Annotated in this window: 26 protein-coding genes; 9 read left to right on the top strand and 17 right to left on the bottom strand. The window is 72.4% G+C overall.

Annotation, left to right across the window (positions count from 1 at the left end):
• Positions 1-9 precede the first annotated feature (9 nt).
• Positions 10-456 carry an Lrp/AsnC family transcriptional regulator gene (locus ACFPQ9_RS29915; RefSeq protein WP_125527225.1) on the top strand — a complete coding sequence of 149 codons (447 nt, stop codon included), beginning with the start codon at positions 10-12 and terminating at the stop codon, positions 454-456.
• Here the strand turns inward: ACFPQ9_RS29915 and ACFPQ9_RS29910 are convergent.
• The 5 genes from ACFPQ9_RS29910 to ACFPQ9_RS29890 form a co-directional block, all read right to left on the bottom strand.
• Positions 450-3,482, bottom strand: a complete 3,033-nt coding sequence (locus ACFPQ9_RS29910; RefSeq protein ID WP_380860118.1) for an AAA family ATPase — start codon at positions 3,480-3,482, stop codon at positions 450-452. The genes ACFPQ9_RS29915 and ACFPQ9_RS29910 overlap by 7 nt on opposite strands.
• A complete protein-coding gene (locus ACFPQ9_RS29905) occupies positions 3,479-4,642 on the bottom strand; it encodes an exonuclease SbcCD subunit D (protein WP_380860115.1) in 1,164 nt (387 codons plus the stop codon). Before ACFPQ9_RS29905 ends, ACFPQ9_RS29910 begins: the two co-directional genes overlap by 4 nt.
• A gap of 291 nt (positions 4,643-4,933) precedes the next feature.
• Positions 4,934-5,560 (bottom strand): YigZ family protein, encoded by a 627-nt coding sequence (locus ACFPQ9_RS29900; protein WP_380860112.1) that lies wholly within the window; start codon positions 5,558-5,560, stop codon positions 4,934-4,936.
• A gap of 75 nt (positions 5,561-5,635) precedes the next feature.
• The gene (locus tag ACFPQ9_RS29895; RefSeq protein ID WP_380860109.1) at positions 5,636-6,178 is read right to left on the bottom strand and encodes a SixA phosphatase family protein; all 543 of its coding nucleotides are present in this window, start codon (positions 6,176-6,178) and stop codon (positions 5,636-5,638) included.
• Positions 6,175-6,933, bottom strand: coding sequence for a hypothetical protein (locus ACFPQ9_RS29890; RefSeq protein ID WP_380861312.1), 759 nt, complete (start codon positions 6,931-6,933; stop codon positions 6,175-6,177). Before ACFPQ9_RS29890 ends, ACFPQ9_RS29895 begins: the two co-directional genes overlap by 4 nt.
• Positions 6,934-7,256: 323 nt before the next feature.
• On the opposite strand from ACFPQ9_RS29890, the gene ACFPQ9_RS29885 reads away from it, so the two are divergent.
• Complete coding sequence (locus tag ACFPQ9_RS29885) at positions 7,257-7,664, top strand: CoA-binding protein (RefSeq protein ID WP_380861310.1); 408 nt, start codon at positions 7,257-7,259, stop codon at positions 7,662-7,664.
• 86 nt (positions 7,665-7,750) lie between these two features.
• Positions 7,751-8,974 carry a 4-hydroxybenzoate 3-monooxygenase gene (locus ACFPQ9_RS29880; protein WP_380860106.1) on the top strand — a complete coding sequence of 408 codons (1,224 nt, stop codon included), beginning with the start codon at positions 7,751-7,753 and terminating at the stop codon, positions 8,972-8,974.
• Between the two features lie 26 nt (positions 8,975-9,000).
• Here the strand turns inward: ACFPQ9_RS29880 and ACFPQ9_RS29875 are convergent, their stop codons facing one another.
• Positions 9,001-9,360, bottom strand: a complete 360-nt coding sequence (locus ACFPQ9_RS29875; RefSeq protein ID WP_380860103.1) for an ArsR/SmtB family transcription factor — start codon at positions 9,358-9,360, stop codon at positions 9,001-9,003.
• A gap of 61 nt (positions 9,361-9,421) precedes the next feature.
• Here ACFPQ9_RS29875 and ACFPQ9_RS29870 point away from each other — a divergent pair, with 61 nt between their 5' ends.
• Complete coding sequence (locus ACFPQ9_RS29870; protein WP_380860101.1) at positions 9,422-10,513, top strand: cation diffusion facilitator family transporter; 1,092 nt, start codon at positions 9,422-9,424, stop codon at positions 10,511-10,513.
• Positions 10,514-10,518: 5 nt separating this feature from the next.
• Here the strand turns inward: ACFPQ9_RS29870 and ACFPQ9_RS29865 are convergent, their stop codons facing one another.
• Both ACFPQ9_RS29865 and ACFPQ9_RS29860 read right to left on the bottom strand, forming a co-directional pair.
• Positions 10,519-11,079, bottom strand: coding sequence for a YbaK/EbsC family protein (locus tag ACFPQ9_RS29865; protein WP_380860098.1), 561 nt, complete (start codon positions 11,077-11,079; stop codon positions 10,519-10,521).
• Positions 11,080-11,122: 43 nt separating this feature from the next.
• Entirely contained in the window at positions 11,123-11,695 is a 573-nt protein-coding gene (locus ACFPQ9_RS29860; protein WP_380860095.1) for a helix-turn-helix domain-containing protein, read from the bottom strand.
• 107 nt (positions 11,696-11,802) lie between these two features.
• Between ACFPQ9_RS29860 and ACFPQ9_RS29855 the strand changes: the two genes are divergently transcribed.
• The gene (locus tag ACFPQ9_RS29855) at positions 11,803-12,660 is read left to right on the top strand and encodes an EamA family transporter (protein ID WP_380860092.1); all 858 of its coding nucleotides are present in this window, start codon (positions 11,803-11,805) and stop codon (positions 12,658-12,660) included.
• A 1-nt stretch (position 12,661) separates the two neighbouring features.
• Here ACFPQ9_RS29855 and ACFPQ9_RS29850 read toward each other — a convergent pair whose 3' ends face one another.
• Positions 12,662-13,525, bottom strand: a complete 864-nt coding sequence (locus ACFPQ9_RS29850; RefSeq protein ID WP_380860089.1) for an acyltransferase — start codon at positions 13,523-13,525, stop codon at positions 12,662-12,664.
• 109 nt (positions 13,526-13,634) lie between these two features.
• Here ACFPQ9_RS29850 and ACFPQ9_RS29845 point away from each other — a divergent pair, with 109 nt between their 5' ends.
• Positions 13,635-14,165 (top strand): gamma carbonic anhydrase family protein, encoded by a 531-nt coding sequence (locus tag ACFPQ9_RS29845; protein ID WP_380860086.1) that lies wholly within the window; start codon positions 13,635-13,637, stop codon positions 14,163-14,165.
• A gap of 93 nt (positions 14,166-14,258) precedes the next feature.
• Here ACFPQ9_RS29845 and ACFPQ9_RS29840 read toward each other — a convergent pair whose 3' ends face one another.
• From ACFPQ9_RS29840 to ACFPQ9_RS29825, 4 genes are all read right to left on the bottom strand, one after another.
• Positions 14,259-14,903 carry a DedA family protein gene (locus ACFPQ9_RS29840; protein ID WP_380860083.1) on the bottom strand — a complete coding sequence of 215 codons (645 nt, stop codon included), beginning with the start codon at positions 14,901-14,903 and terminating at the stop codon, positions 14,259-14,261.
• A gap of 72 nt (positions 14,904-14,975) precedes the next feature.
• A complete protein-coding gene (locus ACFPQ9_RS29835; RefSeq protein WP_380860080.1) occupies positions 14,976-16,520 on the bottom strand; it encodes a carboxylesterase/lipase family protein in 1,545 nt (514 codons plus the stop codon).
• A gap of 181 nt (positions 16,521-16,701) precedes the next feature.
• Positions 16,702-18,606, bottom strand: coding sequence for an RICIN domain-containing protein (locus ACFPQ9_RS29830; protein WP_380860077.1), 1,905 nt, complete (start codon positions 18,604-18,606; stop codon positions 16,702-16,704).
• A 409-nt stretch (positions 18,607-19,015) separates the two neighbouring features.
• Positions 19,016-19,453: a DUF4442 domain-containing protein gene (locus tag ACFPQ9_RS29825; RefSeq protein ID WP_380861308.1), complete on the bottom strand. Its 438-nt coding sequence runs from the start codon at positions 19,451-19,453 to the stop codon at positions 19,016-19,018.
• A 200-nt stretch (positions 19,454-19,653) separates the two neighbouring features.
• Here ACFPQ9_RS29825 and ACFPQ9_RS29820 point away from each other — a divergent pair, with 200 nt between their 5' ends.
• On the top strand, positions 19,654-20,955 hold the full coding sequence (locus ACFPQ9_RS29820; protein WP_380860074.1) for an MFS transporter: 1,302 nt from the start codon (positions 19,654-19,656) through the stop codon (positions 20,953-20,955).
• Here the strand turns inward: ACFPQ9_RS29820 and ACFPQ9_RS29815 are convergent.
• The 3 genes from ACFPQ9_RS29815 to ACFPQ9_RS29805 form a co-directional block, all read right to left on the bottom strand.
• Positions 20,917-21,762, bottom strand: coding sequence for a spermidine synthase (locus ACFPQ9_RS29815; RefSeq protein ID WP_380860071.1), 846 nt, complete (start codon positions 21,760-21,762; stop codon positions 20,917-20,919). The two genes, ACFPQ9_RS29820 and ACFPQ9_RS29815, sit on opposite strands and share 39 nt — an antisense overlap.
• Positions 21,763-21,859: 97 nt before the next feature.
• Positions 21,860-23,029 (bottom strand): elongation factor Tu, encoded by a 1,170-nt coding sequence (tuf, locus tag ACFPQ9_RS29810; protein ID WP_380860068.1) that lies wholly within the window; start codon positions 23,027-23,029, stop codon positions 21,860-21,862.
• A gap of 271 nt (positions 23,030-23,300) precedes the next feature.
• Entirely contained in the window at positions 23,301-24,023 is a 723-nt protein-coding gene (locus tag ACFPQ9_RS29805; protein ID WP_380860065.1) for a DNA alkylation repair protein, read from the bottom strand.
• Positions 24,024-24,072: 49 nt separating this feature from the next.
• Here ACFPQ9_RS29805 and ACFPQ9_RS29800 point away from each other — a divergent pair, with 49 nt between their 5' ends.
• Positions 24,073-24,855: a TVP38/TMEM64 family protein gene (locus ACFPQ9_RS29800; RefSeq protein ID WP_380860062.1), complete on the top strand. Its 783-nt coding sequence runs from the start codon at positions 24,073-24,075 to the stop codon at positions 24,853-24,855.
• Positions 24,856-24,961: 106 nt separating this feature from the next.
• On the opposite strand, the gene ACFPQ9_RS29795 is transcribed toward ACFPQ9_RS29800, so the two are convergent.
• Positions 24,962-26,131: a thiolase family protein gene (locus ACFPQ9_RS29795; protein ID WP_380860059.1), complete on the bottom strand. Its 1,170-nt coding sequence runs from the start codon at positions 26,129-26,131 to the stop codon at positions 24,962-24,964.
• A gap of 164 nt (positions 26,132-26,295) precedes the next feature.
• Between ACFPQ9_RS29795 and ACFPQ9_RS29790 the strand changes: the two genes are divergently transcribed.
• On the top strand, positions 26,296-26,766 hold the full coding sequence (locus ACFPQ9_RS29790) for a winged helix-turn-helix transcriptional regulator (protein WP_380860056.1): 471 nt from the start codon (positions 26,296-26,298) through the stop codon (positions 26,764-26,766).
• Positions 26,767-26,830 lie beyond the last annotated feature (64 nt).

Genomic DNA, 26,830 nt, shown 5'->3' with positions numbered 1-26,830 from the left:
CCCTCCCCCATGACCACGTTTTCCCCGGACGCCACCGACTGGCGCATTCTCGACGTCCTCCAGCGCGAGGGCCGCGCCAGCTTCGCGGAGCTGGCCCGTGCCGTGTCCATGTCCCCGAGCGCGGTGACGGAGCGGGTACGGCGGCTGGAGGAGGCGGGCGTCATCCAGGGCTACGCCGCGGTGGTCGACCCGGACCGGCTCGGCCTGCCGATCCTGGCCTTCGTACGCCTGCGGTATCCGAACGGCAACTACAAGCCCTTCCACGACCTGGTCGCCACCACCCCCGAGATCCTGGAGGCCCACCACGTCACGGGCGACGACTGCTTCGTCATCAAGGTCGCCGCCCGCTCGATGCGGCACTTGGAGGAGGTGTCCGGCAAGATCGGCACCCTGGGCTCGGTCACGACGAGCGTCGTCTACTCGTCACCGCTGCCGCGCCGCCCCCTCGGTCAGTGACCTCGCTGCCGCACCACCGACCCCGACCTTCCCTTCACGACCTCCAGCTGCGCATGTATCCGTCGTCGCAGGTCGGCGACGTGGCTGACGATGCCGACGCTGCGGTCGCGTTCGCGCAGTGAGTCGAGGACGTCGAGGACCTCGTCGAGGGTCTGGTCGTCGAGGCTGCCGAAGCCCTCGTCGATGAAGAGGGTGTCGAGGCGGACGCCGCCGGCCTCGTCGGTGACGACGTCCGCGAGGCCGAGGGCGAGGGCGAGGGAGGCGAAGAAGGTCTCGCCGCCGGAGAGGGTCGCGGTGTCGCGCTCACGGCCGGTCCAGGCGTCGACGACATGCAGTCCGAGGCCGCTGCGGCCGCGGCCGGTGCGGTCGTCGGAGTGGACGAGCGTGTAACGGCCGGACGACATGCGCTGCAGCCGTACGGTCGCGGCGGCGGCGACCTGCTCCAGACGGGCCGCCAGCACGTACGACTCCAGACGCATCTTGCGTTCGTTGTCCGCCGAGGTACCCGCGGTGAGCGCGGCGAGGCTGGCCACGCGGTCGTACTCCGCGCGCAGCGGGGCGAGTTGGCGTACGGCGGTGGCCGCGCGGGCGGACAGCCGGTCGAGGTCGGTGCAGCGGCGGGCGGCCTCGTCGCGCCGGGAGGCGGCGTCACGGGTGCGCCGGGCGGCGGCCGACGCGGCGCTCTCGGCGGCCATGAGGTCGGCGGGCGGCTGCTGGGCGGCGTTCGCGGTGTCGGCCTCGGCGAGCACCGCGCGTACGGCGGCCTCCTCGGACTGCCAATCGTCCAGCCGTCGTTGCAGGTCACGGTGCGCGGCGTCGTCGAGGAGCGCGGCGGCCGCAGCCTGCGGGGTGTCGAAGCCCGCGCGGAAGGCGGCGTCGGCGAGACGGGCATCGGCGTCCTTGAGCCGCTGGGCGGTGTCCTCGGCGGCGCGGGCGGTGTCGGCCGCGTCGGTGAGCAGGACGACCTGGCGCTCCAGCTGCGTGGCGCGCGCGGCGACGCTGTCGGCGGTGCCGCGCGCCTCGGCCAACTCCGCTTCCAGGGCGGCCCTTTCGCGGTCCAGACGGTCCCGGTGGCCGACCCGGGCGGCGGCTCGGATCTCCGCCTGCTGGTGTGCGGTGGTGCGCTGCTCGTGTTCCGCCTCGGCCCGGCGCAGCTCCTCATGGGCGGAGTGCAGCGCGGAGGCGTCCCGGCGAGCCTTCGTGTACTGCTGCTCCAACTCGTCGGCCGCCTGGGCGAGTCGACTTGTCGGCATGTCGCCGGCTTCGGCGGCGGCCGCGGCCAGGGCTTCTCGTACGAGGCCCAGGCGCCGCTCGGCCTCGGCGTGCCGTTCTTCCGCCTGCTGGTAGGCGGCCTGGGCCCGCTCCTCCGCTTCCCGGTCGACGTGGCCTGCGTCCTTGCGGGCCGGTGCGGGGTGGTCGACGGCACCGCAGACGGCGCAGGGTGCGCCGTCCTGGAGCTGCGCGGCGAGTTCGGCCGCGATGCCGTTCAGGCGCTGTTCCTTGATGTCCAGCCAGTGCGCCTTGGCCGTGAGCGCCTGTTCCTGGGTGTCGGCCGCGTGCCGGGCCGCTGTGTCCGTGTCGCCGCCCAGCTGGTCGCGCATCCGCGCGGCGGCGAGCCGCTGCCGCGCGGGCTCACGCTGCACGGCCAGCTGGTCGGCACGGCTCGCGGCCTCCTGCGCGGACTCGATACGTGCCTGGAGTCCGACCCGGGTCTCCTCCCACCCGGCGAGCCAGGCCTCGGCATCGAGCCGTACGTCGTCGTCGGCCCGCTCCTGGCGGTCCAACTGGGCGCGTTCGTCGATGAGTTCGGCCAGTCGCCGTTCGCCGCGACGGGCCGATTCGAGCCCGCCCAGTTCCTCGGCGACCCGACGCGCGGCGGAGGCGAGCCCGGCGGCACCGGCTTCGAGCAGCGAGCCGGCCTCTGCGAGCCCACCGGGCAGGGCCTCCCCGAAGGCGCCCCCGAGCAGCGCACGCGCGCGTGCCCGTGCCGTGGCCGCCTGCCGGTGCTCCGCTTCGGCTGCCTCCCGCAGCTCCAGTGCGGGTGCCACCATCTCGGCCTTGCGGGACCGCTCCATGCGCGCCTGCGCCTCACGGTGCGCGTCGACCCGCTCGTCCAGCAGCCGGGCCCGCTCCCGCGCCTCGGCGAACCTGCGCTGCAACCGGGCCACTTCCCGTACGTCACCGAGGGCGCGGTCGGCGGCGGCCTGGGCGGACTCGGCGGCCAGGAGGCCGCAGTGGGCGACGGTGAGCTGCTCGCGGGCGGTGCTGCGGGCGACGGCGGCGGCGCCGATGACGGCCTCGGCGAGGCCCGGCTCGCCCGGCGCGAGGTCGGGCAGCCGCATCGCGTCGCCGGCCGCCTGCTGCATGCGGTGTGCGTCGGCCAGCAGCGCGGAGTCGCCCTCGCGCACCTGGGCCTCGGCGGCCCGCCGGCGCTCGGCGAGCCGCTTCTCGACCTCGGCGAACCGGTGGGTGTCGAAGAGGCGGCCGAGCAGCTTGCCGCGGGCTTCGGCGTCGGCGCGCAGGAAGCGGGCGAAGTCACCCTGGGGCAGTAGCACGACCTGGCAGAACTGCTCGCGGCTCATGCCGAGGAGCTGGGTGATCTCCTCGCCGATCTCCTGGTGCGAGCGGCTGAGGTCCTTCCAGGTCCCGGCCTGTGCGTCGTGTTCGCGCAGCCAGGTCTGCGCCTTGTCGAGGGTGGTGCCCGAGCCGCGCTTCTTCGGGCGCTCCCACGGCGGCTGGCGGGTGACCTCCAACCGGCGTCCGGCGACGGTCAGTTCGAGGCGGACCTCGGTGCGGGTGCCGGCCGCGGCGTGGTCGCTGCGCAGGGCCATGCCCTGGCCGCTCTGCCGGGCGCCGGGCACGGAGCCGTAGAGCGCGTAGCAGACGGCGTCCAGGACGGACGTCTTACCGGCGCCGGTAGGGCCGTGGAGCAGGAACAGGCCGGCGAGCGACAGCGCGTCGAAGTCGACGGTCTGGGTGCCGCCGAACGGGCCGAACGCCGTCAGGTCGAGGCGGTGCAGCCTCATCGCGCCACCTCCCGTACGGCCTCGTCCGCCCGCACCGCGTCGAACGCGTCGCGCAGGACGCCCTGTTCGTGCTCGTCGGGTCCGGCCCCACGCACATGCGCCACGAAGTCCTCCGCGATCTCCTGGTCGCTGCGGTCCGCGAGCCGCTGCCCGTAGGACACGTCCGGGTCCTCCGGTGCCCGCTCGGGTGCGAAGGCGAGGCTGAGCGTGTGCGGGAAGCGTTCGGCGAGGCGGGCCATGGGGTCGGCCGGACGCACCGCGTCCGTGAGCGTCGCCTCGATCCAGGACTCCTCGTGCCGGGTGAGTCCGGGATCGGCGAGCAGTTCCTCCAGCGTTCCGCGGAGCCGGGCCAGCGCGCGCGGCACCGGGCAGTCGACCCGCTCGGCCGTGACCGCCCCGTCGGCGTCCAGGTCGACGAGCCACATGCTCTTGCGGTGGTCGGCCTCGGAGAAGGAGTACGGCAGCGGCGAGCCCGAGTAGCGGACGCGCTCGGTGAGGGTCTGGCAGCCGTGCAGATGGCCCAGCGCCGCGTAGTCGACGCCGTCGAAGACCCCGGCCGGCACCGCGGCGACTCCACCGACGGTGATGTCCCGCTCGCTGTCGCTGGCCTCGCCTCCGGTGACGAAAGCGTGCGCGAGGACGACCGACCGTGTGCCACGCGCGCGTGTGGCGAGGTCGGCCCGGACGCGGTCCATGGCGGCGGCGAGGACCGCCTCGTGCCCGGGCTTCTCGACGCCGAACTCGTCCTTCACCAGGGCGGGTTCGAGATAGGGCAGACCGTAGAAGGCGACGTCGCCGAGGTCGTCCCGGAGCACGACCGGTGTGCCGCACGCCGAGGGCTCGGTCCGCAGATGGATGCCCGCCCGCCCGATCAGGCCGGCGCCCACGCCGAGCCTGCGTGCCGAGTCGTGGTTGCCGGAGATCATCACCGTCGGCACGCCCAGATCGGCGAGCCGGTGCAGGGCGTCGTCGAACAACTCGACCGCGGCGAGCGGCGGCACCGCCCGGTCGTACACGTCTCCCGACACGACCACCGCGTCGACGCCGCGCTCACGCACGGTCGTGACGAGGTGGCCGATGAATCCGGCCTGGGCGCCGAGCATGTTGACCCGGTGGAACGCCCGGCCGAGATGCCAGTCGGAAGTGTGCAGCAGTCTCATGATCCCCGAGACTAACGGCCGGGTCTGACAGCACGGGCGGTTACTCCCGTATCGCCCCGTCATGACGGGCCGGACATACGCCCGTTACGGACATTTCACCCGGTCGTCGTTCGCGGCACGACCGAGGCACGACCGAGGCACGACCGCGGCACGACCGCGGCACGACCGCGGCACCACCGAGGCACAACCGAGGCACAACCGAGGCACAACCGAGGCACGACCGAGGCACAACCGAGGCACAACCGAGGCACGACCGAGGCACAACCGCGGCACGACCGCGGCGACTCCCCCTCACGCGTCCCCGTACGCCTCTCCCCCGAGCTCGAACCCGGCCGACCCCGACGTCGCGTCCGCGAGCCACGCCCGGAACGCCTCCACGTCGGCGTCCGGCAGTCCGATCTCGATGGTGACCGCCTCCCCGTAGCGCACGTCCCGCACCTCGCGCCCGGTCGAGCGCAGGTCGTTCTGCACCTTGCCCGCGCGCTGGTGGTCGACGGTGACGGTGGCCAGCCGGAAGCGGCGCCGGGTGATCGTGCCGAGTGTGTCCAGCGCCTCGCCGACCGCTCCGCCGTAGGCCCGGATCAGTCCGCCCGCGCCGAGCTTGACGCCGCCGTAATAGCGGGTGACGACCGCGACGACGTACCGCATGTCGCGGCGCAGCAGCATCTGGAGCATGGGGACGCCGGCGGTGCCGCCCGGTTCGCCGTCGTCACTGGCCTTCTGAACCGCGGCGTCGGCGCCGATGACATAGGCCCAGCAGTTGTGGGTGGCGTCCGCGTGCTCCTTGCGGACGGCGGCGAGGAAGTCCTGGGCCTCCTGTTCGGTGGCCGCCGGGGCGAGCGCACAGATGAAGCGTGAGCGGTTGACCTCGGTCTCGTGCACGCCCGCGTGGGCGACTGTGCGGTACTCGTCCTGCATCCGGCCAGCCTATGTCCAGTGCCCGCACCCGTCCGGCCCGGGTTGTGCGGGCACACGCGCGTGCCCGCCACCGGGTCACTCCTTCTTGCCGCGGGCCACCATCACGCCGGTCAGCAGCGCCGTGCCGGGCGCGAGCGCCCGCCAGGTGGTGCCGTGCCAGGCCAGGACGGCGATCGCCGACGTGGGGAACTTGGTGCGGACGTCGTCCAGGGTGTCGTCGAGGCCGTCGCCGGCCAGTTCGAGGACGAGGTCCTCCAGGCCGGGGTTGTGCCCGATCAGGAGCAGTGTGCCGACCTCGGGCGACACCTCGTGCACGACCTCCAGCAGCTCGGGGACGTCCGCGGCGTACACGCGCGGGTCGTGGCGCACCGGGGGCGGGGTGCCCCATGCGGCGGAGGCCAGTTCCCAGGTCTGGCGGGTGCGTACGGCGGTGGAGCACACGGCGAGGTCCGGCAGACAGTCGGCGTGGGCGATCATCCGGCCCGCGACGGGGGCGTCCCGCCGGCCGCGCGGGCCGAGCGGCCGTTCATGGTCCGCGACACCGTCCGGCCAGGCGGACTTGGCGTGCCGAAGGACGACCAGACGACGCAAGGGGCCCGCTCCGAAGTGTGCGGTCACGACAGCGCTCCCAGATCGTGGGCGAGATCGAGGCCGAGCAGGCGGTCGGCGTAGGCGTAGGTCTCGAAGCGTGCGCCGTCCGGCAGGTCCGGCGCGCTCTCCACCCAGCGCAGCACTCCGAGCACCCCGGGCAGGTCCAGATCGTCCTCCCAGGCGGTGCGCAGCTCGGCCCGCACCTCGTCGGGGATGGGCCGCGACGGCTGCCGCGCCCACGCGGCGACGGCCCGGCGCCAGCGTACGAGGGTGTCCTGAGCGTCGGTGAGAGCGGCCGCGTCGAGCTGTACGGGCACACTTCTCCGCCGGGCGAGCAGGGCGAGGCGCAGGGCCGCGGGTTCGGCGTCCCCGGAGGGCGCCTCCGAGTGCGCCGCCGCGACGGCGAGCCGTACGCCATCGGGTTCCGCGCCGCCTTCCCGTACGACGTGGATGACCTGAGCCTCGCCCAGGCCCGGGGCCGGGTCGCGGCCGTCCTCGAAGGGGCGGATACCGAGGGCGGCGGCGCCGGCTCTGAGTTCGGCCTGCTGCCGCTCGGCATCGAGCAGCGCCCAGACCGGCGTGCCGCCGAGCTCCAGGGCACGCACGAGGAGATCCGCGGCCAGCAGCACCCGTAGGGCCGTGATGTCGAAGCCCTCGGTGTGCGCCTCGATGCGGGTCAGGCCCCGGCGGGCGGGCGCGGCGTCGACGGGTTCGCCTGTTCGGGCGTCGATGATGCGCAGCACGGAGCGAGCGTAGGCGCACGCGCGGTCGTCCGCAGCCATCCGGCCCGCTTTGCGGGCAGCGTGGCGGACGTCGGCCGGGTCGTGAGTCCGCTGGTCGTCCGTGTCGTACCCGGGCATCGCCACCCCCTGCGCTGCGCACTGCCCGAACGGTACTGCTCACCGGCTCGACCGGACAGCAGTTCGGTCCGCGGTCCCGCAGAAAGGCCGGGAGAGGCGGGGGGGAAGGCCGGGGAGGACCGGGCGTGGCGCGCGCCGGGAATCCTCGTGGCCCGTCGTCCGTTGTGGCTCACGAGAACGGACGGCCGAGAACGGACGGCCGAGAACGGACGACGACGGTTCGACGAAGCAGGAGGAGGCCCGTGGTGTACGGCGACGATGCGGCGGTTCGCAGGATCCTCACCGAGCTGGGCGACACGTGGGCGATCGTGGGCCTGTCGTCGAACCAGCGGCGCGCGGCCCATGGGGTCGCCGACGTACTCCAGCGCTACGGCAAGCGCATCGTGCCGGTCCACCCGAAGGCGGAGACGGTCCACGGCGAGCCGGGCTACGCCTCCCTCGCGGACATCCCGTTCGACGTGGACGTGGTCGACGTCTTCGTGAACAGCGATCTCGCGGGCCAGGTCGCCGACGAGGCGGTCGCCAAGGGCGCCAAGGCGGTCTGGTTCCAGCTCGGCGTCATCGACGAGGCGGCCTACGACCGCACCCGCGCGGCGGGCCTGGAGATGGTCATGGACCGCTGCCCGGCGATCGAGATACCCCGCCTGGGCTAGCCGGCCCGCGCTCCACCCGCCCGGCGCCGAAGCCGCCCGGCTCCGGAGCCCTCCCCTGCCGCGTCGGCCGCCCGCATAATGCTCGGGTGACTTCCACCTCCCCCCACCCCAACTCCAGCCCCGCGCAGCGCTTTCCGGTAGTCGTCGTGGGCGCCGGACCGGCCGGCCTCACCCTCGGCAACATCCTGCGGGCGGCGTCCGTCGACTGTCTGGTCCTGGAGATCGAGACGCGCGAGTTCATCGAGCAGCGCCCGCGTGCCGGGGTGCTGGAGGAGGGGGCGGTCCGCGGCCTCCAGCGGCGTGGTCTCGCCGACACCCTGCTGGCGCGGGCGCAGCGGCACACCGAGTGCGAGTTCCGGTTCGACGGCGAGCGCTACCGGTTCGGGTACGCCGAGCTGACCGGGGTTCACCACTGGGTCTATCCACAGCAGTTGCTGGTGACGGACCTGGTGCGCGAGTACGCGGACGTGCGCGGGGGCGCCATACGCTTCGGCGTTCAGGACGTGGAGTTGCACGGCCTCGACACCGATCACCCCTCGGTGTCGTACACCTGCCCCGACACGGGCCGACGGCAGGTCGTGCACTGTGACTTCGTGGCGGGCTGCGACGGTGCGCGTGGCGCCACACGCGCGGCGCTGCCCGCCGGCCGTGCCCATATCGCCCGCAGTGACTACGGCATCGGGTGGCTGGCGCTGCTCGCGCAGGCGCCGCCGTCCTCCGACTGCGTCCTGTTCGGCATGCACCCGCGCGGCTTCGCCGGCCATATGCCGCGCAGCGCCGAGGTGACCCGCTACTACCTGGAGTGCCCACCCGGCGACGACCCGGAGAACTGGTCGGAGGACCGGGTGTGGACCGAGTTGCAGCAGCGGCTCGGCGCGCACGGCGCACCGCCGCTGACCGAGGGGCGGCTGATCGAGAAGCGCGTCCTGGACATGCACAACTACGTCGTCGAGCCCATGGTGTTCGGCCGTCTCTTCCTGGCCGGCGACGCCGCCCATCTCACCGCGCCCATCGCCGCCAAGGGCATGAACCTCGCCCTGCACGACGCCTTCCTGCTCGGCGACGGTCTGGTCGCCCACCTCACGAAGGGCGACAGCACCGGTCTTGACGGCTATTCGAGTGCCTGTCTGACCCGGGTGTGGGACTACCAGGAGTTCTCCCACTGGCTCTCCGAGGTCTACCACGGCACGTCGTCGGGCGACCCGTACCGCGCGGGCACCACCCTTGCCCGGCTCCGCCGCATCTTCGACTCCCCGACGGCCGCCAGGGCCTTCGCGGAGCAGTACCTGGGCAGTCACACGGGCGGCTGAGCGGCGATGCGGTCGGGCCGCCGGGTTCAGTCGTGCGGCGGCCGGTCGGTGAGCCGGTGGTCCGCCACGTTCAGCGCCTCGTCGACGAGGCGGCGCAGATGGCCGTCACCGAGGGAGTAGATCACCCGGCGGCCCTCCTTGCGCGTGTCCACCAGACCGGCGAGCCGCAGCCGTGCCAAGTGCTGGCTGACGGCGGGACGGGCCGCGCCGCACGCCTCCGTGAGCGTCGTGACGTCGGCCTCGCCGGCCGTCAGGGCGTGCAGCAGGGTGAGGCGGGTGCGGTCGCCGAGCAGGGCGAGGAGTTCGGCGGCGAGCGCGAACTGTTCCTCGCCCGGGGTGCGCGGATGCGCATCGTGCGCAGGTGATAGGTGCATGCGTGCGCTCATACGCACATAATGGCGTGGGGGACGGTCCGCGTCCACCACCGCGCACCGGAAGGGGACCGCAGTGAGCGACCGGCACGAGCACGAGCACGACCAAGGGCACGCGCACGACGGGGATCACCCGCACGGCCACACCCCCCACCACGCTCACCCGCACTCCCCCACGCGCGCCGGCCTCCGCCACCGCCTCACCCATCTGCTCAAGCCGCACTCCCACGAGACGGCCGACAAGCTCGACTCCGCCCTCGAATCCTCGGCGCGCGGTATGCGGGCCCTGTGGGTGTCACTGGCGGTGCTCGGCGTGACGGCGCTCGTGCAGGCGGTCGTGGTGGTCGCCTCGGCGTCGGTGGCGCTGCTCGGCGACACGGTGCACAACACGGCGGACGCGCTGACCGCCGTACCGCTGGGCATCGCGTTCGTGCTGGGCCGGCGCGCGGCGACGCGCCGCTTCACCTATGGCTATGGGCGGGCCGAGGACCTCGCGGGCATCGCCATCGTGCTGACGATCGCCGCGTCGGCGGCCTTCGCGGCGTGGACGGCCGTCCACCGGCTGCTCGACCCACGGCCCATGGAGCAGATCCCGGCAGTGGCCGTGGCGGCGCTCGTCGGGTTCGCGGGGAACGAATGGGTGGCCCGGTACCGGATCCGGGTGGGGCGGGCCATCGGCTCGGCGGCCCTGGTCGCGGACGGACTGCACGCCCGTACCGACGGATTCACCTCACTGGCCGTGCTGTTGAGCGCCGCGGGTGCGGCACTGGGCTGGCAACTCGCGGACCCGATCGTCGGGTTGGCGATCACGGCCACCATCGCGCTGGTGCTGCGGGACGCGGCGCGTGAGGTGTTCCGGCGCGTCATGGACGCCGTGGACCCGGCACTCGTGGACCGTGCCGAGCGGGCGCTGCGGAAGGTCGCGGGCGTGCAGGAGGTGGGCGAGCTGCGGTTGCGCTGGATCGGGCACCGGCTGCGGGCCGAGGTGGCGGTCGTCGTGGACGGCGAGGCGACCGTACGGCAGGCCCACGCCGTCGCCGTCGAGGCCGAACACGCCCTGCTGCACGCCGTGCCCCGGCTCACGGCGGCCCTGGTGCACGCGGACCCGGCGCCGGTGCCGGGCGAGGCGGACCCGCATCTGGCCCTCGCCCACCACACGGCCGCCTGAGGCACTCAGACCGCGACGCCGAGCCCTTCCAGGACGACGGCCCCGGGAATCTCGGCGAACGCCTTCCCCGGCACCAGCAGCTTGCCGCGCCGGCGTCCGCTGCCGACCAGGACGTAGGGCAGGTCGACGACGGCCGAGTCGACCAGCACCGGCCAGTCGCCGGGCAGTCCGAGCGGGGTGATGCCGCCGTACTCCATGCCGGTCTCGCCGGTCGCCGTGTCCATGGCGGCGAACGACGCCTTGCGGGCGCCGAGTTGGCGCCGTACGACGCCGTTCACGTCGACCCGGGTGGTGGACAGCACCACACAGGCGGCCAGTGTCGTCTCGCCGCCGCGCTTGCCTGCGACGACCACGCAGTTCGCGGACTGTTCGAGCAGTTCCCGGCCGTAGTGCTCGACGAAGACGGCCGTGTCGGCCCACTGCGGATCGGTCTCGACGTAGACGATCTGGTCGGCGGGGACGCTGCCGGGCCAGTGGCGTACGGCGTCGGCGACCGGGCCGACGAGCTCGTCGAGGCAGTCGGGGGCGGGAGTGGCGTCGTCGAAGTGTCCGATGGGTGCGTCCATGGGCTGACGCTAACAGGGCCGCCGACGCCGTCGGGGCGATGTCTCAGCGGGCGGGCGGCACCGAGACGGCGAGCATCCACTCGGTGGGGACGTCGCCCTGATTGCCGTACGTGTGCGGGGCGTCGGCCTCGAAGGTGGCGCTCGATCCGGCCGGGACGAGGTAGTCCGTGCCGTCGACGGTGAGGGTCAGTTCGCCGGCCGTGACGTGGACGATCTCGACGGTGCCGACGGGGTGCGGGTCCGAGGTGCTGCTCTCGCCCGGCATCACCCGCCAGTGCCACATCTCCAGCGGGCCGGGCGCCTCCGTCCCGGCGAGGAGCCGGCTGTGGCTGCCCGCTTCGGTGTGCCACAGCCGCACGACCTGGTCGTCCGGGACGATCCGCACCTTCGGCCCCTGCTCGTAGTCCAGCAGGGTTGTGATGCTGACCCCGAGCGCGTCACCGATCTTGATCACGGTGCCGAGACTGGGGTTGGTGCGGGCCTGCTCGATCTGGATGAGCATGCCGCGGCTGACACCCGCCCGGGCGGCGAGCACGTCCAGCGTGAAGCCGCGCACCGCGCGCCAGTGTTTGACGTTGCGGGCCAGGGACTGGGTCAGCAGGTCGAGGTCCGACACATTCCGTCCAACGTTGCGGAGTCCAATATTATGGAAGACAGGGTTTACCCGACTGCACTACGGTGGGGTGCACCCGATCGTGCACCGAACTGTACTGCGAGGCCTCCGTGACAGCACTCTTCGCCCTGGCCACCAGCCTGCTGTGGGGCCTGGCCGACTTCGGCGGCGGACTGCTGACCCGGCGTACCCCGGCATTGACGGTGGTGGTCGTCTCGCAGGCGATCGCGGCGGGCGTGCTCGGCGTGATCGTGGTGGCCACGGGCGCCTGGAGCGAGGCCGGTGGCCAGCTGTGGTTCGCGGCCGCCGCCGGTGTGGTGGGCCCGATCGCCCTGATCTGCTTCTACAAGGCGCTCGCGCTCGGCCCGATGGGCGTGGTCTCCCCGCTCGGCACCGTCGGCGTCGCCGTCCCGGTCGGGGTGGGTCTCTTCCTCGGCGAGCGGCCGGGGCTGATGCAGGTCGCGGGCATCGCCGTCGCCGTACTCGGGGTCGTGCTGGCGGGCGGGCCGCAGTTGCGGGGCGCGCCTGTTCAGCGGCAGGCGATCCTGCTCACGCTGGTCGCCGCCTTCGGCTTCGGCACGGTGTTCGCGCTGATCGCGGAGGCGTCGAGCACCGTCACCGGTCTGTTCCTGGCCCTGTTCGTGCAGCGCGTGGTGAATGTGGGCGCGGGCGGCCTCGCCCTGTACGCCTCCTCGCGGCGGGGTGCCGCCGCCCTCCCCGAAGGCGGCTTCCCCTGGCGGTCGCTGCCGGCGCTGGGTTTCGTCGGGCTCGCCGATGTCGCGGCGAACGGCACCTATGTGGTCGCCGCACACCATGGGCCGGTGACCGTGGCCGCCGTACTCGCCTCGCTCTACCCGGTCGTGACCGCCCTGGCCGCTCGCGGCATCCTGCGGGAGCGGTTGCGCGCGGTGCAGGCGGCGGGGGCTGGGCTCGCGCTGGTGGGCACGCTGCTGCTGGCGACCGGCTGACTCAGGTCTCCGCGTCAACCTCGGCGAGCCGGCCGGCCCCGGTTTCCTTGAGCCCGGCGAGCTTGGTCGCCGCCTGCTCGTCCAGCCCGGCAAGCCTGGCCGCCGCCTTCTCGTCCAGCTCCGCCAGCTTCGCCGCGGTCTCCTCGTCCAGCTCCGCCAGTGCCTGCAGCTGCTCGGGGGTGACCCCGTCGGGTATCGGCACCGGCGCCGGGGTGCGCAGCGGCGGCTGCCAGCCCTCGTCGGGCGTCCAGCGCCGTACGACCCGGGCGGGCGCCCCCGCCACGACGGCATGGTCGGGCACGGTGCCGCGGACCACCGCACCGGCCGCCACGACGACGTTCCGTCCGATCCGCGCGCCGGGCAGGATCACGGCCCCGGTGCCGATCCAGCACCCGGGGCCGATTTCGACGGGCTCCATGCGCGGCCACTGTTTGCCGATGGGTTCGTGGGGATCGTCGTAGGAGTGGTTCGTGGACGTGACGTAGACGTACGGCCCGAAGTAGCAGTCGCTGCCGATGGTGACCGTCGTGTCGGCGATGACATGGCTGCCGCGGCCCAGCACGACGCCGTTCCCTATGCGCAGGATCGGCTCCGGGCCGAGGTCCAGGTCGGGCATCAGACCCGCCGTCAGCGTCACCTGCTCGGCGACGATGCAGTGGGAGCCGAGGTGGATCCAGGGTTCGCCGAAGACCGTGCCCAGCGGGAAGGCCAGGCGGGTGGCCTCGCCGATCGAGCCGAAGCGGAAGCGGCCGGGGTGCTCGGCCGTCACCGAACCCGTGCGCTGCGCCCAGGCCCAGCCCGCATGGACGGCGCGCTGCGCCAGTCGGCGTCGCCAGGATGAGAACGTGTTCTTGCGCTTGGGCACGGGCTCACCGTACTGAGCGTGCGGCGCCCTGATGACGTCGAGGGGCTGTGATCTTCGCCCCAACGGGTGGCGTACGGTTCGTCTACGACGTCGGTGACAGGAGAGGGCGATGACGCGGAGCGCGCTGGTCATGGGTATCGGGGGCCGGGAACCGAAGATCGACGAGGCCGCGTTCGTGGCGCCCACCTCGTCGGTGATCGGGGACGTGACGCTGGAGGCGGGAGCGAGCGTCTGGTACGGCGCGGTGGTGCGGGGTGACGTGGAGCGGATCTCCGTCGGCGCCCAGTCGAACATCCAGGACAACTGCACGCTGCACGCCGATCCGGGCTTCCCGGTGACCATCGGGGAGCGGGTTTCCGTCGGTCACAACGCCGTGGTGCACGGGGCGACCGTCGGGGACGACTGTCTGATCGGGATGGGGGCGACCGTGCTGAACGGGGCGGTGATCGGGGCCGGGTCCCTGGTCGCGGCCCAGGCTCTGGTGCCGCAGGGGATGCAGGTGCCGCCCGGGTCGCTGGTGGCGGGGGTACCGGCGAAGGTGAAGCGGGAACTGACCGAGGAAGAGCGTCAGGGTGTGACGCTGAACGGCACCTTGTATGCGGAGTTGGCGAAGGCGCATCGGGAAGAGCACGGGGCGTGAGGTCCTGCGCTGGCCGCGGGTGAGCGGGGGCTGGTCGCGCCCACGCGGCGGAGCCGCATATCGATACAGCCCCGCGCCCCTGTGGGGCGCGCTTCAGTCCCCGGCGCCGACCGGTTCCGGTTCCTGGTGGGTCGTCTGAACCTTCTTCGCCTTGCGCTTGATGATCAGCATCGACGTCAGGCCGATCAGGACCGCCGCCACCAGGCCCAGCCACGAGAAGCGCTTCAGCCAGGACTCGGCGACCACACCGACGTAGTAGATGACCGCGGTCGTGCCGCCCGCCCAGACGATGCCGCCGAGGACGTTGGCGGTCAGGAACTTCCAGTACGGCATCCGCAGCACGCCCGCGAGCGGGCCGGCGAAGATGCGCAGCAGGGCGACGAAGCGGCCGAAGAAGACGGCCCACATGCCCCACTTCTGGAAGGAGCGCTCGGCTGTCGCGATGTGCGCCTCGCTGAAGTGCCGGGGGAACTTGGCGCCCAGCCAGGCCAGCAGGGGGCGGCCGCCCTTGCGGCCGATGGCGTATCCGATGGAGTCGCCGATGATCGCGCCCGCGGTGGCGCAGGCGCCGAGCACGAACGGGTCGATGTCGCCGTGCTGGGAGGCCAGCAGCGCCGAGGAGACCAGGATGATCTCGCCGGGCAGCGGGATGCCCAGGCTCTCCAGGCCGATGACCAGGCCGACCAGCAGATAGATCGCCAGCGGGGGCACCGTTTCGAGCCATTCCTGGACGTGCAACGCCGCTTCCTCTCGTGTGCTGGACCCTGTGTTCCCGGCGCACGCTCCGCCGTGAGCGTGCGCCGGGGCAGCCTACCTGTTCTGTGTGACGCTCTCGCCGTCCCACAGGTTGCACCGATGCTCACCGTGCACAGTGGCGCTCGGCACGTTCCCACCGGCGGACGAGGTGCGCAGGGTCAGGACCGTGCCGGGCCCGGCGGGCATCGGGGGCCGGCCCGCGGCGCGCGGGACCCCGTCCCGCACGAAGGAGCCCCAGTACTGCACCATCTGCCGGGCCAGCGTCCGCTGCTCGGCGTTCAGCGGGGTCCGAAGGCCGAAGTGCTTGAAGAGGTACTGCACCTCGTTGACATGGGTCGCGCCGAAGTCGAAGTCGGTGCCGAGGTTGCGCAGCGAGGCGAAGGGCGGGGAGGTGCGGTCGGCGAACTCGTACGCGTAGACCTTGCCGCGTCCGGCGAGCGTGCCGTCGAGGCGGAGGGCCGGGCAGGCGAAGAGCTGGTCGCCCTGGGCGGTGGCGTAGGCGATGGTCGGAGAGGGGTACGACGAGAGGGGGTAGCGCGCGAGCGCCTCGTCGCCGTAGTCCGTGCGCATCACGACCGGGTACTGGTCGGCAGTGAGAGGGGTGCCGTTCAGGTCGAAGCGGCCGAAGGCGAACAGCCGCCCCTCGTCCTGATTGGCCCCGTTCATGACCGGCACACCGGCCGCGGCTCCTCGCGCGAACGCCTCCCTCGGCTGCCGCGGCAGGAAGGCCCCGCCGACCACCGGCGCCCAGTCGAGCCCATTCTGCGCGGCCAGGATCTCGGCGGCCGGCTTGGCGCGCAGACACGCCAGGTCGGTGCAGCCGAGCTTCTCGGCGAAAGCGGCGCCCTGGGCCACGGCCGTCTCGTGGGTGCGGGCGGCGCAGTCGCCGTACGCCCCGCTCTGGATGATCCCGGCGCGGAACAGGCCCTTCGCCGTCGGTGAGGCGAGCTGGGTGCAGACCGAGCGGCCGCCCGCCGACTCGCCCGCGACGGTCACGCGGCCCGGGTCGCCGCCGAAACGTGCGATGTTGGCCCGCACCCAGCGCAGCGCGGCCTGCTGGTCGAGCATGCCGAAGTTGCCGGAGACCCCGTCGCGGGCCTCACCGTCGAGGCCGGCGGTGGCGAGGAAGCCCATGGCGCCGAGGCGGTAGTTGACGGTGACGACGACGGTGCCGGTCTGCCGCGCGAAGGTGTCGGGGACGACGTCCTGACCGGCGCCGGCGGTGAGCCCGCCGCCGTGGAACCAGACCAGGACCGCGCGACGGGCGGGGCCCTGGGGGACGTACACATTGAGGTCGAGACAGTCCTCGGTGTGGCTCGGCCGCTCGTAGCCGGGGTCCCAACTCGCGCTCTGCACGCACTTGTTGCCGAAGTCCCCGGCGTCGCGCACGCCTTGCCAGGGCTGTAATGGACGCGGCTCGCGCCAGCGCAGTCCGCCGACGGGCGGCTGCGCATAGGGGATGCCGAGGAACTGCCGTCCCTCCGCGGTGCTTTCGCCTCGCACCCAGCCGGCGTCGGTGCGGACGAGGGGAGGGCCGGCGGCCTGCGCCGGCACGGGCGTGACGAGCGCGGCCGCCAGGGCCATCAGTGCGACGGACATTCGACGTATCACCGGTCCACCTCCGCTTGGTGAGCATGGGACTGCACTGGCGCGGCGGGAAAACTATGAAGCACGGTGACTCGTGTCAATGACGTGGACGAGAAACGGCCGAATGGCATCAGGAGGCGAAGGCGGTGCCAGGGTCCACGTCGGCGGAGCAGCCCCTGGCACCGCGCCTCGTCTATCGGAGGACGGTGTCGAGCGTCGTCGCGGCTGTGCCGACGACCGTGGACGCCGTGTCCGTCACTTGGGCGGGGAGGGTCGCGACGGTGTCGACGGAGGCGACGGGCGTCTCGGACGCGGTCTCGGGGCCGGTGCCGGTGCCGGTGCTTGTACCGGTGCCGGTGCTTGTGCCGGTGCCGGCCTGGACGTACCGCGTCTCGTATCTCGTCGGCGGGGGTTGGTGCGGCTCGTCCTGCGTAGGCTCGGTGCCGGGCGGTTCGGGGAGGGGGTCGTGCGGGGACCCTCGGTCGGGCTCGATGGGTGCAGGATCCTTCCTGTCCTTCTCACCCCCCTCGTTGTTCTTGTCGCCCCGACCCTCTGCGCCGCCCTTCTGGAGGCCCTTGTCCCGTGTCTCCTGTTCGCCGACGTCCGAGAGGCCGCCGTCGAGCATCCAGCGCTGGGCGTCGGAGCCGTCGCGTTCGGCGACGACCACGCCGACGCCCTTGCCGCGCGCGACCGCCAGCCGCTCGGCCCCGCGCAGCAGCAGCTCACCGTGGAGGGTGAGGTCGTAGCGCGTCTCGCCGGCGTGGGCGAGGCAGTTCGCCAGGACGACGGCGCTCTCGTCGGGGTCGGAGTCGAGGCAGAGGGTGGGGTCGAGGGCGCTGCGCAGCACGCCGTCGTCCCGGTACGACCACTGCTGGGACGCGGCGGCCGAGCAGTCCGTCAGTTCGGCCCGGGCTCCGGTGCGGACCTGGCCGGCGCGCAGGTCGAGGCAGAGTCCGCCGTCGAGGTTGCGGAGCCTGCCCTGGGCGATCTCCACGGGGTCCTCGGCCGAGGCGGCGGACGGTGTGCCGCCGGACGACGGCTCGGACACCACGCCCGGGTCGACGGTGCTGCCACTGGCCACGCCCCAGGTGGCCTGCGCGGCGGGCACGCCGTTCTCGTCGGTCCAGCCCTTGGCGGTGAGCACGGTCACCAGCAGGGCCAGGGAGGTCAGACCGACGCCCACGGCGACGGCCTTGCCGCGCACGCGGGGTGGGGCGAGCCGTTCCGGGCGGTGGCGTCCGCCCCGCCGGCGGCGGTCGCACGCGGTGAGTGACGAGCCGCCGCGCGCGGGCCGGGAGTCGAGGTAGCGGCGGGCGCCCCAGCCGAGCACGGTCTCTGCGAGCAGCACCTCCAGACCGCCCTCGAAATGGCTGAGCTGTTCGGCGGCGTGCCGGCAGTAACGGCACTCCATCAGATGGTGCTGGACGTCGGGCAGCAGGGCGCCGCCTCGGCGAATGGGGACATCGAGGAGGCGGTTGTAGTAGCGGCATTCGCGGCTGGGCGCGAGTTCGCCATGGGCGCGGACACAACCTCGGCGGAATTGCTCGCGCACTGCCTCCAGTGCGGCCGATGCGGTGGGTGCGTCAACCCCCAGCAGACCGGCGGGTATGGTTATCGGTTCCGCTTCGACCTCGGTGTGCCAGAGGAGGCATTGCGAGGCGCCCGAAAGGGACCGGAACGCACGCTCGGCGATTTGCCGCCTTTCGGACGTCGTGGGCCGCGCGGCACGCAGCCCTCGCCCGCCGGTCGGTTTGCCGAGTTCCGGCAGCAGGGCGGATATTCCGTCGTCGGCCGCCCACTCCTTCACCATGTCCCGCACGGCGACGAGGAGTTGGGGTCGTAGCGCGTCGGCGGCCGGCCGGTGCAGCACGCGTTGGAACGCCGCGGCGGCCACCATGGCGGCCGAACTCTCCGTGGTGGCCAGGCAGATGGCCGCATAGTCGTAGGTCGCACGCCAGTGCCGCGCCATGAGCAGCGCGACGGCATGGGGGTCGGCACCGTCCTCACCCAGGCTCGCGACGAGATCGCGGTCGGACTCACCGGGACTCGTTCCGGGCCGTGGCGGGTAGGGCGGTCGTGGGGGGTAGGGGGATTGCACTGAACCATTTCCTTCCCAGCCGCAGGACGGCACGGGGAATGCGCGTCCTTCGGAAAGCAGGCGCCTGATTGGTGCATACCTGAGCTGTGTCACCCAAGGGACCGGCTATCGGGCCGCTCACTTTCGCACAAGCGACGCACAAGAAACAAGAAGTTCGGTGACCGATGTTCAAGAAACAAGAAATTCAAAACAGTTACCGGCGGTATCCGCACCGGCTTTCGACATTTCCGTCGGACTGGATGTCAAGTTGTGTGCACTCAAAGAACATCGGTCCACGGAATCTTCAACTCCGCATAGCGCACAACGAGCCCCGGGACCCGTGCACCGCCCCGACCAAAACAACAGGGGCCCCGCACGGGACCCCTGTTCGCCGGCGTACTGCCGGAACTCACTGTCGTACTGCTGGACCTCAGCTGTTCGGGCGCAGAGTCCACACGACGGTCATCTCGCCGGTGACGGCACCGTCCCCGCGTCGGATCTCGATCGTCACCGGGAACTCGGGGCGCTCCCCCGCGTCCAGCTGCGCGACGACCTCGGCGGCCGGGCGACCGAGCGTCGCGGTGGCGGTGACGGCACCCATGGCGAGCTTCTTGTAGGCGATGTCGGCGCGGACGGCCAGCGGCACGGCGCGCGAGAGCTGGTCGCCGAACGCGGCCAGCACGATCGCGCCACTGGCGGACTCGCCGAGCGTGAACATCGCGCCGGCGTGCGGCCCACCGACGTGGTTGTGGTACTCGCTCTGGTCCGGCAGGGCCACCACGGCCTTGTCCGGCGTGGTCTCCAGGAACTGGAGGTTCAGGGTCCGCGCCATCGGCACGGTCGCGGCGAGCATCTCGCCGATGGACATCTGGTCTGCGCTCATGGCGGTCATGTTACCCATGAGTAGGAATTTGGGAACAGGCTGAGCACGATGTGACGAGGGTCGTATCCGGGAGCGGCCCGGCCGCGCCGAGCGGACCTGGGCAGAGGCGGCACGAGCGGGGCTCATCGCGCCCCTGACCTGCGGTCCGCTTGGCAAATCGAGGCCGCGGCGGGGATAGTCTGCCGGTGACCTCCCCCGTCGACCTCCGCCACCGCCCCCGCCGTCCCGCCTGGGCGGGCCGCAACTACAGCCTGCTGACCGCCGCCGCGTTCGTCACGAACCTCGGCAGTCACGGCGCGCTGATCGCCGCGGCGTTCGCGGTCCTGGAGGCCGGCGGCGACGGCGGCGACGTGGGCCTGGTGGCCGCCGCGCGCACCCTGCCGCTGGTGCTGTTCCTGCTGATCGGCGGCGCCGTCGCGGACCGTCTCCCCCGGCACCGGGTGATGGTCGCGGCCAACGCCCTCAACTGTGTCTCACAGGCCGCTTTCGCCGTGCTGGCTCTGTCCGGCCGGGCCGAACTGTGGCAGATGATGCTGCTGACCGCCCTCGGCGGCACCGGCCAGGCGTTCTTCAGCCCGGCGGCCGAGGGCATGCTGCTGTCGTCGGTCGAGGGCGAGCAGGCGAGCCGGGCGTTCGCCGTGTTCCGGATGGCGATGCAGGGCGCGGCGGTGGGCGGCGCCGCGCTGGGCGGTGCCATGGTCGCCGCGATCGGGCCCGGCTGGGTGCTGGCCGCGGACGCGGCGGCCTTCGCGGTCGCCGGGTCGATGCGGGCGTTCCTCGACGTCGGTCACCTACCGCAGCGGGTGCGGAACGGCGGCATGCTCGCCGATCTGCGCGAGGGCTGGCGGGAGTTCGCCGGACGGCCGTGGCTGTGGGGCATCGTCGTCCAGTTCTCCCTCGCGAACGCGGTCGTGGGAGCGGCCGACGCCGTCTACGGCCCTTTGGTCGCCCGGGATCATCTGGGCGGGGCGGGTCCCTGGGGCATCGCCCTCGGCTTCTTCGGGGCGGGCACCGTCGCGGGCGCCCTGCTGATGACCCGCTGGCAGCCGCGCCGCCTCCTGCTCGCCGGCACCTTGTGCGTCTTCCCGCTCGCCCTGCCCTCCGCCGCGCTCGCGGTACCGGTGCCGATCGCGGTGCTCTGCGCGGTGATGTTCCTGACCGGGGTGACGCTGGAGGTGTTCGGTGTCTCCTGGATGACCGCGCTCCACCAGGAGATACCGGAGGACAAGCTCTCCCGGGTCGCCGCCTACGACTGGTTCGGCTCGGTCGCTCTGGTGCCGCTGGCGACGGCTCTGGCGGGCCCTGCGGAGTCGGCGTTCGGGCGCACGTCGGCGCTGTGGGGCTGCGCCGCACTGGTGGTCGTCGTCACGGCGGCGGTGCTGTGCGTACCGGACGTGCGCGACCTCCGGCGTCGTACCAAGCAGGTCTCCGCGAGCGAGCCGGTCGGTTCAGCCGATGCCGAAAGCGCCGTCGGGGGGCTCGGGTGACGGCACCGCGTCCTCGTCGCGCACCGGCCGCGCACCGCCGATGAACTCCCGCAGGGCGGGCCCGTGTTCGACGCGGGCCGGAAAGGCGTCGGAGGCGGTGCGCCGGGCGAGGGCGGCCGTGTCGAGGGGTCCGTTCGCGGCGAGCAGCACCGCGTTCCCGAACCGCCGTCCGCGCAGCACACCCGGCTCGGCGATCAGCGCCAGCTCCTCGAACACGGCGGCGAAGTTGGCGAGTTGGGACCGCAGGAAGGCGAACGGCGCGGCATCGGCGAGATTGGCCAGGTAGACCCCGTCGCCCCTGAGCACCCGCGCGGCCTGCCCGGCGTACTCGACGGACGTCAGCTGCGCGGGCACCCGGGAGCCACCGAACACATCGGCGACCAGGACGTCCGCCGAGTCCGCGGGAGCCGCCTCCAGCCACGCCCGCGCGTCGGCGGCGTGCAGCGCGATCCCGGCCCCCGCGGGCAGCGGCAGATTCTCGACGACCAGCTCCAGCAGCCCCCGATCGGCCTCCACGACATCCTGCCGGGAGCCGGGCCGGGTGGCCGCCACATACCGGGGCAGGGTGAGCGCCCCGCCCCCGAGATGCAGCACGTCCAGCGCCCGCCCGGCCTCCGCGACGGTGTCCAGGACGTGCCCCAGCCGACGGGCGTACTCGAACTCCAGATACTCCGGATCGTCGAGATCGACGTACGACTGGGGCGCCCCGTCGACGGTCAGCAACCAGGCCCGCTTCCGATCGACGTCGGGCATGAGCTTGGTGAAGCCGTGGTCGGTGGTCCGGGCGACGGGTATCGACTCGTTCACTCCTCCATTGTCGGTGAGAGTGCCGGCCTCGGGGGCGCGGGGAACTGCGCGACCGGCCCCAGCGGCCCCGCAGTCCCCCACGCACCGGCACCACCCCTTACGAGACGGCGGTCACGGTCCCCGCTCCCACGGTCCGGCCACCCTCGCGAATGGCGAACCCGAGCCCCGGCTCCAGGGGAACCTCCCGCCCCAGCTCGACGGTCATCGTGACCGTCTCCCCGGGCCGGGCGACCCCCACCTCACCGAGGTCGATGTCGCCCACCACATCCGCCGTACGGATGTAGAACTGCGGCCGGTACCCCGTGACGACAGCAGTCGTACGCCCACCTTCACGGGCCGAGAGCACATACACCTGCGCCGTGAACCGACGCCGAGGCACCACACTCCCCGGCGCCGCGACCACATGCCCCCGCCGGACGGCGTCCCGCGGCACGCCACGCAGCAGCAGTGCCACGTTGTCCCCGGCCTGCGCGTCGTCCATCGGCTTGCCGAAGGTCTCCAGGCCGGTGACCACGGTCTCCAGCCCGGCGCCGAGTACTTCGACCCGGTCGCCCACCCGCACGGTGCCCCGCTCGACGGCCCCGGTGACCACGGTCCCCCGGCCGGTGATGGTGAGCACGTTCTCGACGGACAGCAGGAACGGGGCGTCCACGTACCGCTCCGGCATCGGGACGTAGGTGTCCACCGCGTCGAGCAGCGCCTCGATGGACGCCGTCCACTGGGGGTCGCCCTCCAGTGCCTTCAGTCCCGAGACCCGCACGACGGGCGCGGCGTCGCCGCCGTAGCCGTGCTGCGAGAGCAGGTCGCGGACCTCCAGCTCGACGAGGTCGATGAGCTCCTCGTCGCCCGCGTCGGCCTTGTTGAGGGCGACGACGATGTGGTCGACGCCCACCTGGCGGGCGAGCAGGACGTGTTCGGCGGTCTGCGGCATGATCCCGTCGAGCGCGGACACGACGAGGATCGCCCCGTCCAGCTGCGCGGCGCCGGTGACCATGTTCTTGACGTAGTCGGCGTGGCCCGGCATGTCGACATGCGCGTAATGACGGGTGTCGGTCTCGTACTCGACGTGCGCGATGTTGATGGTGATGCCGCGCGCGGCCTCCTCCGGCGCCCGGTCGATGCGGTCGAAGGGCACGAAGGTGCCGGAGCCGCGCTCGGCGAGGACCTTGGTGATGGCGGCGGTCAGGGTGGTCTTGCCGTGGTCGACATGGCCCATGGTGCCGATGTTGAGATGCGGCTTGGTGCGCACGTATGCCGTCTTGGACATGGCTGTACCTCGAAGTCTCTGCAGAAGTCTCCGCGAAGGAGAGGGGACCCCAAGGACTTGCCGACCCGCCCCCTGCGGGGTCCGCCGGACTGTCCGGAGAGGGTCAGCTTCGGGCGCCGTCGACTGTGGTCAGGAGGACCGGAACGGCAGCCTTCGGAGCATCCGCGACTGCGGATGCTGCAAGGACGAAGGCGTGCCGGAACATGACGTCGATCATCGTCGACGCGGTGCCCGACGTCGAATGGTTTTCCGCGGATGGGGAGTTCGCGGCCTACGCCCCGATGTTCTTCAGTGCCTCCCGCACCGACAGCGGTGCGAAGCGGCCGCGTTCCCGGGCCAGGAACTCCCGTACGGCCTCCGGGTCGGTCTTGGCGTACTCGCGCAGGCACCAGCCGATGGCCTTGCGGATGAAGAAGTCGGTGTGGCCGGACTGGCGCAGGCAGTAGGCGAAGAGCCGGTCGGTATCGGTGCGTTCCTTGTAGCGCAACTGGTGGAGCAGGGCCGTACGCGCGACCCACAGGTCGTCGTCCGTGATCCAGACGTCCATGTCCGCCGTCAGCTTCGGGTCGGCGGTGACGAGTCCGCCGACGACATGGGCGGCGAGCAGGTCGACGGTGTCCCACCAGGAGACGGTCGCGATCAGGTGCCGGGCGACCGGGAGGAGACCGGAGGAGCAGCGCGCCACGTGCCGGCGCAGATAGTCGACGGCGAAGTAGTGGTACTCACGCTCGGGCAGCTCCCAGCACCGCAGGGCGACCGCGACGCAGTCGGCCTCGTCGGGGCGGGCTGTGCCCTGGAGAACGGTGCGGGTCAGGGCGCGGCGCACCGGCGTCGTGAGGCCGAGGAAGGGGGCGACGTCCTTCATGTACGCCCGCATGGCCACGGCACGTTCCGGGTCGGCCGCCTCGGCGTACGCGGGGAGGAGCCGCGCCAGCACCGTGTCGGCCAGGGCACTGCTCGGAACTTCCAGTGTTCCCGTACCTGTGACGCCCATGAGACGAACCATACGGCGATCAAACATCTTCGTCGGTTACTGTCGCCGAATGCTCGACGATGCCACCACCCGCTCTGGGGGCACCGCCACCGCCTCGCCGCAGGCCGTCGCCACCGAACTCGCCGTCACCGCGCCCGTACCGGCGACCGTACCCATGGGCTTCGCCGCGCGGTGCGGGAGAGTGCTGCTCTCGCCCTGGTCACGGCTGTCCCTGCTCCTGGTGCTGCTCGCGGCCGCCGCCGCGTCCGTGCTGCTCTTCGAGCCGCACAAGCTCCTCGCGCACGGCTGGCCGCCCCAGGTCGGCGGCCCGGTCGCGGTGGTGCTGTTCGCCGTGGGGTACGGGCTCATCACCGTGGCGTTCGTGCCGCGGCCGCTGCTGAACCTCGCGGCGGGCGCGCTCTTCGGCTCGGCGCTGGGCATGGGCGCCGCCATGGCCGGCACCGTACTCGGCGCCGGAATCTCCTTCGCGCTCGGCCGGATGCTCGGCCAGGACGCCCTGCGTCCGCTGCTGCGCGGCCGGCTGCTGAAGGCGGCGGACAACCAGTTCAGCAAGCACGGCTTCCGCTCGATGCTGGCGGTGCGACTGTTCCCGGGTGTGCCGTTCTGGGCCGCCAACTACGCCGCCGCCGTCTCCCGGATGGGCTACGTCCCGTTCCTGCTGGCCACGGCGCTCGGTTCGATCCCCAACATCGGCGCGTACGTCGTCGCAGGTGCCCGGGCCTCGCAGCCGACGTCCCCGGTGTTCCTGATCGCGGTGGCCGCGATCGCGCTGCCCGCGCTCGCGGGCGCGGTGGTGGCCTGGCGCAAGCGCCACCACCTGCGCCGCCGCTGAGCCGTCTCCCGACTTGTCAGCGACCTGGCTGTCAGAGATCCGTTTGTCAGAGATCCGTTTGTCAGAGATCCGTTTGTCAGAGATCCGTTTGTCAGCGATCCGGCTGTCAGACCGACTCGACGATCATCGCGTTGGCGAGCCCGCCCGCCTCGCACATGGTCTGCAGCGCGTAGCGGGCGCCGCGCTCGCGCATCGCGTGGACCAGGGTCGTCGTCAGCCGGGTGCCGCTCGCGCCGAGCGGATGGCCGAGGGCGATCGCGCCGCCGTGCACATTGACCTTGGCGAGGTCGGCGCCGGTCTCCTGCTGCCAGGCGAGCACCACGCTGGAGAACGCCTCGTTGACCTCGAACAGATCGATGTCAGCGAGGGACAGCGACGCCCTGCGCAGCACCTTCTCGGTCGCCGGGATGACTCCGGTGAGCATCAGCAGCGGGTCGGAACCGGTGACGGCGAAGCTGTGCAGCCGGGCGAGGGGGCGCAGGCCGAGCCTGGCCGCCGTGTCGCCGGAGGTGATGAGGACGGCGGAGGCGCCGTCGTTGATGGGGCTGGCGTTGCCCGCGGTGACGTTCCACTCGATCTGCGGGAAACGCTCGGCGAACGCCGGGTCGTAGTAGGCGGGCTTCAGGCCGCCGAGGATCTCGGTGGTGCTGCCCGGCCGTACGCACTCGTCGCGTGAGACGCCGTCCAGGGGGGCTGTCTCGGCGTCGAACAGGCCCTGCTCCCAGGCGGTGGCCGCCTTGAGGTGCGAGGAGACGGCGAACTCGTCCATCTGCTCGCGGGTGATCGACCACTTCGCGGAGATCAGCTCGGCGCTGATGCCCTGCGGGACGAGGCCCTCCGGGTAGCGCTCGGCGATGCCGGGTCCGAAGGGGTCCTTGCCGGGCGGCACGTTCGACCACATGGGCACACGGCTCATCGACTCGACGCCGCATGCGACGACCATGTCGTACGCACCCGCGATCACGCCCTGCGCGGCGAAGTGGACGGCCTGCTGGGAGGAGCCGCACTGGCGGTCCACGGTGGTCGCCGGGACGGCCTCCGGGAAGCCCGCGGACAGGGCGGCGTAGCGGGTGGTGTTCATGGCCTGCTCGCCGACCTGGTCGACGGTGCCGCCGATGACGTCGTCGATCAGCGCCGGGTCGACGCCCGAACGCTCGACGAGGGTGCGCAGGGTGTGGGCGAGGAGCTGGACGGGGTGGACGTGCGCCAGGGAGCCGTTCGGCTTGCCCTTGCCTATGGGAGTGCGTACGGCTTCGACGATGACTGCGTCACGCATGGTGCGGGCCTCCTTGGCCGCCGGGCGGTGATCAGCGCGTGGGCCGGTGTGGTGACCGGCGCGATTACCGGTGAGTAGGAAATCCGAACTCACCATAACTCGCAGGGTTGGAAAATCAAACCCATACAGTTGGAAAGCCGAACCCGCCCCTTAGACTGAGCGGCATGGCCGCCACCAAAGACCCGCGCCCCTGTTCCATCGCAGACGCCCTGGCCCTCGTCGGCGAGAAGTACTCCCTGCTCGTGCTGCGCGAGGTGTGCCTGGGCAACGGCCGCTTCGACCGGCTCGTGCGCAACATCGGCGCCCCGCGCGACATCCTGGCCACCCGGCTGCGCCTCCTCGTCGACGCCGGGATCCTCACGAAGCGGGCCTACAGCGAGCGCCCACAGCGGTTCGAGTACCGGCCCACGCAGGCCGGGCTGGAGCTGGAGCCGGTCCTGATGACCCTGATGGCGTGGGGCGACCGCCATCTGCGCCAGGACGACGACCGACCCATGGTGATCGAGCACGTCTGCGGCAGCGAACTGGTTCCGGTCGTCACCTGCCGGGCCTGCGGCGACCCGGTCCGCCACGAGGACCTCACGGCCCATCCGCAGGCACCCGGCTGGTCGGTGACGGGCCCGACGGCGGCGTGAGGCGACCACCCCCCCCGGGCGGCCGTACTCAGCCGGGCGGGCAACCGTTCTCAGCCCGGCGGGC

The organism is Streptomyces coerulescens, from assembly GCF_042657965.1.
GTDB classification, from domain to species: Bacteria; Actinomycetota; Actinomycetes; order Streptomycetales; family Streptomycetaceae; genus Streptomyces; species Streptomyces coerulescens.
The sequence above is the reverse complement of the archived record's forward strand: the minus strand, read 5'-3'. Positions and strand labels throughout refer to the sequence as shown.

Bases quoted from the DNA above. Each gene is read 5' to 3' on its own strand.
- ACFPQ9_RS29915 (WP_125527225.1), top strand. From the start codon at position 10: ATGACCACGTTTTCCCCGGACGCCACCGACTGGCGCATTCTCGACGTC.
- ACFPQ9_RS29910 (WP_380860118.1), bottom strand. From the start codon at position 3,482: ATGAGGCTGCACCGCCTCGACCTGACGGCGTTCGGCCCGTTCGGCGGC.
- ACFPQ9_RS29905 (WP_380860115.1), bottom strand. From the start codon at position 4,642: ATGAGACTGCTGCACACTTCCGACTGGCATCTCGGCCGGGCGTTCCAC.
- ACFPQ9_RS29900 (WP_380860112.1), bottom strand. From the start codon at position 5,560: ATGCAGGACGAGTACCGCACAGTCGCCCACGCGGGCGTGCACGAGACC.
- ACFPQ9_RS29890 (WP_380861312.1), bottom strand. From the start codon at position 6,933: ATGGCTGCGGACGACCGCGCGTGCGCCTACGCTCGCTCCGTGCTGCGC.
- ACFPQ9_RS29875 (WP_380860103.1), bottom strand. From the start codon at position 9,360: ATGAGCGCACGCATGCACCTATCACCTGCGCACGATGCGCATCCGCGC.
- ACFPQ9_RS29865 (WP_380860098.1), bottom strand. From the start codon at position 11,079: ATGGACGCACCCATCGGACACTTCGACGACGCCACTCCCGCCCCCGAC.
- ACFPQ9_RS29845 (WP_380860086.1), top strand. From the start codon at position 13,635: ATGACGCGGAGCGCGCTGGTCATGGGTATCGGGGGCCGGGAACCGAAG.
- ACFPQ9_RS29835 (WP_380860080.1), bottom strand. From the start codon at position 16,520: ATGTCCGTCGCACTGATGGCCCTGGCGGCCGCGCTCGTCACGCCCGTG.
- ACFPQ9_RS29825 (WP_380861308.1), bottom strand. From the start codon at position 19,453: ATGTCCATCGGCGAGATGCTCGCCGCGACCGTGCCGATGGCGCGGACC.
- tuf (WP_380860068.1), bottom strand. From the start codon at position 23,029: ATGTCCAAGACGGCATACGTGCGCACCAAGCCGCATCTCAACATCGGC.
- ACFPQ9_RS29805 (WP_380860065.1), bottom strand. From the start codon at position 24,023: ATGGGCGTCACAGGTACGGGAACACTGGAAGTTCCGAGCAGTGCCCTG.
- ACFPQ9_RS29800 (WP_380860062.1), top strand. From the start codon at position 24,073: ATGCTCGACGATGCCACCACCCGCTCTGGGGGCACCGCCACCGCCTCG.
- ACFPQ9_RS29795 (WP_380860059.1), bottom strand. From the start codon at position 26,131: ATGCGTGACGCAGTCATCGTCGAAGCCGTACGCACTCCCATAGGCAAG.
- ACFPQ9_RS29790 (WP_380860056.1), top strand. From the start codon at position 26,296: ATGGCCGCCACCAAAGACCCGCGCCCCTGTTCCATCGCAGACGCCCTG.